Source organism: Mesorhizobium sp. M7A.F.Ca.US.007.01.2.1 (assembly GCF_003998165.1).
Classification (GTDB): domain Bacteria; phylum Pseudomonadota; class Alphaproteobacteria; order Rhizobiales; family Rhizobiaceae; genus Mesorhizobium; species Mesorhizobium ciceri.
In genome coordinates this window covers 1-1,107 of the sequence record NZ_RZQP01000489.1, presented here as the reverse complement: position 1 = coordinate 1,107, position 1,107 = coordinate 1, and the positions used below count along the sequence as shown (strand labels likewise).

Annotated in this window: 1 protein-coding gene; it reads left to right on the top strand. The window is 60.8% G+C overall.

All coding sequences use genetic code 11. The annotated features are described in order from the left end of the window. Window positions 1–1,107: autotransporter outer membrane beta-barrel domain-containing protein (locus EN949_RS35385; protein ID WP_164782686.1), on the top strand; the 1,107-nt coding region annotated here is incomplete at both ends.

Below are 1,107 nucleotides of genomic sequence, written 5' to 3'. Positions count from 1 at the left end.
CCGACATACCGCTCATTGTTTCGACCAACGGCCCGGTCACCGGGACGTTCAGCGTCGCAGGCGTGCCCGGCACACCGGGTTCGCTTTTCACCTATGCGATCGTCACAGGCCCGAATGGCAGCGTGTTCCTGCGTGCCACGCCAGTCAATTTTGGCATTGCGGCGGCGCCGACCAGTGCCACCAACGCCGGCGCGGTCGCGGTGGCAATCGAGGCTCTCTACGGCATAAACCGCGACGCGCTCGATGCTGACCTGCATCTCTCGCCCGCATCCGGTTCTGGAATGGTGCCGGTTTCGGAAAGTTTCGGGGTCTTTGCTTCAGGCCAGTTCGCCCATACCGAGCATGACGGCTACAACATCAGCGGCGGCGGCTTGAACGGCTCCGGCCCGAGCTTCGATGCCAATGATTTTTCGGCTGCCATCAGCCTGGATTTCAATGCCGCCAAACACTTCCAGTTCGACAATGAGTACGGCCTGAACATCGGCGTTTTCGCCGGCTACGCCTCGACCGACGTCAACCTCGGCGCGTTTCGGGGATTTGATGCCATCGGCGAAGGTACCAACAAGGCCGGCCTGTTCGGCGGCTACGCGCTGTTTCGCAAGGACTACAATTACGCGCTCGTCTCGGCCTCCGGCTTCATCGGTGGAAGCGACGTGACGAACGGCGTGCTCGGCACCACCGGCAGCTATGATACCAAGGGCTATGCAGTGACGGCATCGGTCGGCCATATCTTCAAGCTGGGCGAGCGCACCCGCTTCGATCTGCGTGGCGGCCTGCTTGGCGTTTCCTTCCGTGGCGATCCCTATAAAGACAGCGGCGGCAACGAGTTCGGCAAGAGCAAGCTTTCTTTTGGCGCGATCAAGCTCGAGCCCGGCATCTATGGCGACTACACGCTAAGCAACGGAATGGTGATCAGCCCCTATGCGCGAGGCGAATTGCAGCAGCGTTTCGGCTACAAGAACACCACCGAAATCGACACCAGGGAGATCGACTTCAACGATGCCGATTTTTCCGCCGCGCTGTCGACCGGCTTCAACCTGAAGATGTCGGCCGCGACCACCGTCAACGGCGAAGTTCGCGGCAAGGTGTCATCGGACAGTTCCACCA